This is a genomic window from Streptomyces sp. NPDC001380 (assembly GCF_042895785.1).
In the GTDB taxonomy this organism is placed as follows: Bacteria; Actinomycetota; Actinomycetes; order Streptomycetales; family Streptomycetaceae; genus Peterkaempfera.
Genome location: NZ_JBIAWP010000053.1, coordinates 1 through 5399, shown reverse-complemented (window position 1 = coordinate 5399; position 5399 = coordinate 1). Strand labels below are relative to the sequence as shown.

The window sequence follows — 5399 nt, the reverse complement described above, 5'->3', positions numbered from 1 at the left end:
TCCGGATGGATCTCGAACGGCTCCCCGATGATGTCCCCCACCGTCATCCGCGGGTTCAACGAGGTGTACGGGTCCTGGAACACCATCTGGATGTTCCGACGGACGGAGCGCAGCTCGGCGCCCGAGAGCCGGGAGATCTCACGGCCCTTGAAGAAGACCTGCCCCGAGGTGGGCCGCTCCAGGTTCATCAGCACCTTCGCGAGCGTCGACTTCCCGCACCCCGACTCGCCCACGATGCCCAGCGTCTCACCGCGCACCAGGTCGAGGGAGACGCCGTCGACGGCCTTCACCGCGCCGACCTGCTTCTTGAAGAGGATCCCCCGGGTCAGCGGGAAGTGCTTGACCAGGTCCCGCACCTCCAGGATCGGCTCAGCCACGGACGGTCTCCTCCCAGAAGTGGCACGCGCTGCCGCGGTGCACGGGTTCCGCACCGCCCGCACCGCCGGCTCCGGCTCCGGCGGCGGTCACCGCGTAGAGCGGCGGCTCGTCGGTCCGGCACACGTCCCGGGCCTGGGGGCAGCGGGGGTTGAAGGCGCAGCCGGAGGGGATGCGCAGGAGGCTGGGGGGCAGCCCCTTGATCGCGTACAGGTCCCGGCCCTTCTGGTCCAGGCGCGGGATCGACCGCAGCAGCCCCTTGGTGTACGGGTGCGCCGGGCTCCGGTACAGCTCGTGCACCGGCGCGGTCTCCACGATCCGCCCCGCGTACATCACCGCGATCCTGTCCGCCACGTCCGCCACCACACCCAGGTCGTGCGTGATCAGGATCAGGCCCATCCGGTACTCGCGCTGCAGCTCCGCCAGCAGGTCCATCACCTGCGCCTGCACCGTCACGTCCAGCGCCGTGGTCGGCTCGTCCGCGATGATCAGGTCCGGCTCCAGCGCCAGCGCCATCGCGATCATGATCCGCTGCCGCATCCCCCCCGAGAACTGGTGCGGGTAGTCGTCCACCCGCTCCTTGGCGGCCGGGATGCGGACCCGCTCCATGAGCTCGACGGCCTTCGCCCGGGCGTCCTTCCGCGACGCGCCCCGGTGGACGCGGAACATCTCGCCCAGCTGCCAGCCGACCGTGAGCACCGGGTTCAGCGACGACAGCGCGTCCTGGAAGATCATCGCCATCCGGGCGCCCCGGATCCTGCGCCGCTCCCGGTCCGGGAGTCCCAGCAGGTCCTGTCCGTGGAAGCGGATCTCACCCCGGGTGACGAACCCGGGCGGGGTGTCGAGGATGCCCATGACCGCCTGCGCCGTCACCGACTTGCCCGACCCCGACTCGCCCAGCACCGCCAGCGTCTCGCCCGCGTCCACGCTGTAGCTGACGCCGTTGACGGCCCTGGCCACGCCCTCACGGGTGCGGAACTCCACGTGCAGGTCGCGGACGTCCAGCAGCGGGGAGCCGCCGGCGTCCGCCGCGTCGCCGCGGGGGGTCTCCTCCGTGATGCCGTAGGTACCGCTCAACGCTTCCTCCGTACGCGCTTCCTCCCCGGGGTTCACGGCGCCCCGGGGCCTCAGCGCAGCTTGGGGTCGAGGGCGTCGCGGACCGCGTCGCCGAGCATGATGAACGCCAGCACCGTGATGCTGAGGGCCCCCGCCGGGTAGAGCAGCATGTGGGGGGCGTTGCGGATGTAGGCGGCCGCCGCCGAGATGTCGATGCCCCAGGAGACGGTCGGCGGCTTGAGCCCCACGCCCAGGTAGCTGAGCGTCGCCTCCAGGGCGATGTAGGTGCCCAGGGCGATGGTGGCGACCACGATCACCGGGGCGACGGCGTTGGGCAGGACGTGGCGGAGCATCAGGCGCGTGTTCCCGGCCCCCAGCGCCCGCGCCGCCATGACGTAGTCGTTCTGCTTGGCGGTGATGACGGCGCCGCGGGCGATGCGGGCCACCTGCGTCCAGCCGAGCAGCACGATGAAGCCGACCACGGTCCAGAGGGTCGTGCCGGGCAGCACGGAGAGCAGGACCAGGCCGCCGAGCAGGATGGGGATGCCGAAGAAGATGTCGGTGACCCGGGACAGCAGCCCGTCCCACCAGCCGCCGAAGAACCCGGCGAGGCCGCCGAGGACCGTGCCGGCGACGGCGGCCCCGGCGGTCGCGCAGACGCCGACGGTCACCGAGGCCCTCGCGCCGTAGACAACGCGCGTGTAGACGTCGCAGCCCTGGGTGTCGAAGCCGAACCAGTGGCCGGGCGCCGGTCCGTCCAGGGATCTGCCGAGGTCGCACTGGAGGGGGCTGCGGGTGGCGATGAGCCCCGGCCAGACCGAGATGAGGACCAGGAAGAGGATGAGCAGCGCCGAGAGGACGAAGACCGGGTTGCGGCGCAGGTCGGCCCAGGCGTCCTGCCCCAGGCTGCGCGGCCTGCCGGTCCCGGGGGAGCCCGCGGCCCGCGCGTAGTCGGCGCGTTCGAGGGAGCCGGCCTCCCCCATGGCCAGGCCGCCGGTGTTGACGCCGGTCCGGTCGGCCCCGCCGGGGTCGCGCGGGTCTCCGGGCCGGGACGGGTCAGGCATACCGGATCCTCGGGTCCAGGACCGCGTACAGCAGGTCCACCAGCAGGTTCGCGATCAGGAAGATGATCACCAGGATGGTGACGAAGCCGACGACGGTCGGGGAGTTCTGGCGCAGGATGCCCTGGTACAGCTGGTAGCCCACGCCGTGGATGTTGAAGATCCGCTCGGTGACCAGGGCCCCGCCCATGAGCGCGCCGATGTCGGCGCCGAGGAAGGTGACGACGGGGATGAGCGAGTTGCGGAGCAGGTGGCGCGTGATCACCCGGTGGCGCGGCAGCCCCTTGGCCACCGCGGTGCGGACGTAGTCGGCGCGGGCGTTCTCGGCGACGCTGGTGCGGGTCAGCCGGGTCACGTACGCGAGCGACACGGCGGCCAGCACGAGGCCGGGCATGACGAGTTCGCCGAACGGCGCCTCGGGGGTGACCGTGGCGGGGGCGACGCCCCACCGGACGCCCAGCACCAGCTGGAGCAGGTAGCCGGTGACGAAGGTGGGGACGGACACCACGACGAGCGTGAGGACCAGGACCGTGGTGTCCGCCCACCCCTTGCGGCGCAGGCCGCTGACGACGCCGAGCAGGATGCCGAACACGGCCTCGATCAGGATGGCGACGACGGTCAGGCGCACGGTGACCGGGAAGGAGTCGCGCATCAGCTCGGTGACCGGCTGGCCGTTGAAGGCCTGGCCGAAGTCGCCGGTGAAGATGCCGGCCATGTAGAGCAGGTACTGCTTCCCCAGGGGCTCGTCGAGGTGCAGGTCGTGGCGGATCTGCGCGGCGGTGGCGGGGTCGGGGGCCTTGTCGCCGAAGAGCGCGGCCACCGGGTCGCCGAGCGCGTACACCATGAGGAAGATCAGCAGGGTGGTGCCGATGAAGACCGGCACCATCTGGAGCACCCGCCGGAGGATGTAGCGTCCCATGGGGCGGTCAGCCCTTGACGGTGATCTGGTTGTAGACCGGGACGCTGAAGGGGTTGAGCCGCACGTCGGAGACGCGGTCGGAGTAGCCGCCGACCGCGTTCTGGTACCAGAGCGGGATGGCCGGCATCTGCACCGCGAGGATCCTCTCGGCGTCCTGGAAGGTCGACACGGCGGCGGCGGGGGTGGAGGCCGCGTTGGCCTGGTTCACCAAGGTGTCGAAGCGGGCGTTGCTGAAGTGGGAGTCGTTGGACGAGCCGCCGGTGGCGTACAGCGGCTCCAGGAAGTCCTGGATCAGCGGGTAGTCCATCTGCCAGCCGGTGCGGAAGGCGCTGGTCATCTTCTTGTCGGTGACCTGGCTGCGGAAGTCGGCGAAGGTGCCGATCGGGTTGCCCGTGCAGGCCCGGTCGTCGCCGAGCGCGGTGTTGATGCTGTTGCAGACCGCGTCGACCCAGGTCTTGTGGTCGCCGTCCGCGTTGTAGCTGATGGTCATCCTCCCGCCGGGCAGGCCGCCGCCCTGCTGGACGAGGGTCTTCGCCCGGGCCGGGTCGTAGGTGCAGGCCTGGCCGCAGAGGGTCGCGGACCAGCCGCCCCGCGTGCCGAGGACCGGGGAGGTCCAGTCGGTGGCGGGGGTGCGGGAGCCGTGGAAGATCTTCTGCGTGATCTGCGCCCGGTTGACCGCCATCGACAGGCCCAGGCGCACCTTCTGGGCCCCGGGGGTGTTCCAGGCGGGCTGGTACATCGGGAAGGAGATGGTCTGGATGATGCCCGCCGGCTGGTTGATGAAGCGGCCCGACAGGTCGGACTGCGCGTTGGCCAGCTGGGCGGCGGGGATGATGTCGATGACGTCGAGGTTGCCGGCCTGGAGGTCGGTGTAGGCGGTGTTGGCGTCGGTGTAGACGATGAGGTCCACCCCGCCGTTGCGCGCCTTGTCGGTCCCGGAGAACGTGGCGCTCCTCCGCAGCTCCATCCGGGAGCCCTTGGTGTAGGAGGCGACGGTGTACGGGCCGTTGCCGACCGGCTTCCTCAGCCAGGCGGCGTGGTCGGTGAAGAAGGCCCGGGGCAGCGGGTAGTAGGCGGCGTAGCCGAGGGTGTCGGGGAAGAGCGAGAACTTCTGGCTGAGGGCCACCGTGAAGGTCAGGTCGTCGACCACGGTCAGGCCGGACATCGTCCTCGCGGTGGGGCCCCCGGAGGCGGGGTGGACCTTGTCGTAGCCCTGGATGTAGCCGAAGAAGGACGAGTTCAGCTGCTTGTTCGTGACCAGGGCGCCGTAGTTCCAGGCGTCGACGAACGACCGGGCGGTGACGGGCTCGCCGTTGCTGAACCGCCAGCCGGGCCTGAGCCTGACCGTGAAGGTCTGCTGGTCGGTGGTGGTGACCGACTGGGCGACCTCGTTCCGGGCCGCCCCGGTCCGCGGGTCGTAGATCTTGAGGCCGCGGAAGACCATGTCGAGGACCTTGCCGCCCTGGACCTCGTTGGTGTTCGCGGGCTCCAGCGGGTTCTGCGGGTCCCCCCAGTACGCCCGGACCACGCCGGCCTCCGCGGACCCGCCGCCGGACCCGGTGCCGCCCCCGCCGGAGCAGGCCGCCGCGGCCAGGGCCACGGCCGCCGCGGCGGCGATCCGGCTGACGTGTACGGCAGCGCGCACGGGTGCCTCCCTGGACGCGGGGACGGCGGCCTGCCGACGGGCAGGCCGGACATGCATCGTCAAAGCCGTATAACGGCACATAAGATGCATGATCCACCATGCCATCCCGGGGGGCGGCGGGTCGGGAGGGCGTGCGGGGCCGTGCGGGTGACGCCTGCGCAAACGGCCCGGCCGCGCCAGCCCCCTTGACGGGGGCTGGCGCGGCCGGGCCGCTGCGCGCCGGAGCCGGCGCGCCGGGACATGCGCGGTCAGGCGGCGTGGACGACGTCCTTCTCCTCGGCGAAGTGGCACGCCGAGTCGTGCGCCGCCTCGCCCTTCAGCGTCGAGGGCACCGCCAGCAGCG

The 5399-nt window shown here is 71.5% G+C and carries 5 protein-coding genes; all 5 read right to left on the bottom strand.

All coding sequences use genetic code 11. The features are described 5' to 3' along the window. Positions 1–431 (bottom strand): ATP-binding cassette domain-containing protein (locus ACFY07_RS28370; RefSeq protein ID WP_390872409.1); only part of this gene is annotated, 431 nt, incomplete at its 3' end. Next, positions 370–1434, bottom strand: coding sequence for an ABC transporter ATP-binding protein (locus ACFY07_RS28365; RefSeq protein ID WP_390872410.1), 1065 nt, complete (start codon positions 1432–1434; stop codon positions 370–372). The genes ACFY07_RS28365 and ACFY07_RS28370, both read right to left, overlap by 62 nt. Positions 1435–1502: 68 nt before the next feature. Next, positions 1503–2495: an ABC transporter permease gene (locus ACFY07_RS28360; RefSeq protein WP_230748237.1), complete on the bottom strand. Its 993-nt coding sequence runs from the start codon at positions 2493–2495 to the stop codon at positions 1503–1505. Continuing rightward, positions 2488–3411 (bottom strand): ABC transporter permease, encoded by a 924-nt coding sequence (locus ACFY07_RS28355; protein ID WP_230748235.1) that lies wholly within the window; start codon positions 3409–3411, stop codon positions 2488–2490. The genes ACFY07_RS28360 and ACFY07_RS28355 overlap by 8 nt, the downstream gene beginning before the upstream one ends. 7 nt (positions 3412–3418) lie before the next feature. After that, complete coding sequence (locus ACFY07_RS28350) at positions 3419–5056, bottom strand: ABC transporter substrate-binding protein (RefSeq protein WP_390872408.1); 1638 nt, start codon at positions 5054–5056, stop codon at positions 3419–3421. Positions 5057–5399: the final 343 nt, after the last annotated feature.

What these genes read in the sequence shown, in the direction of transcription:
- ACFY07_RS28355 (WP_230748235.1), bottom strand. Translation starts at nt 3,411, where the DNA reads ATGGGACGCTACATCCTCCGGCGGGTGCTCCAGATGGTGCCGGTCTTC.
- ACFY07_RS28360 (WP_230748237.1), bottom strand. Translation starts at nt 2,495, where the DNA reads ATGCCTGACCCGTCCCGGCCCGGAGACCCGCGCGACCCCGGCGGGGCC.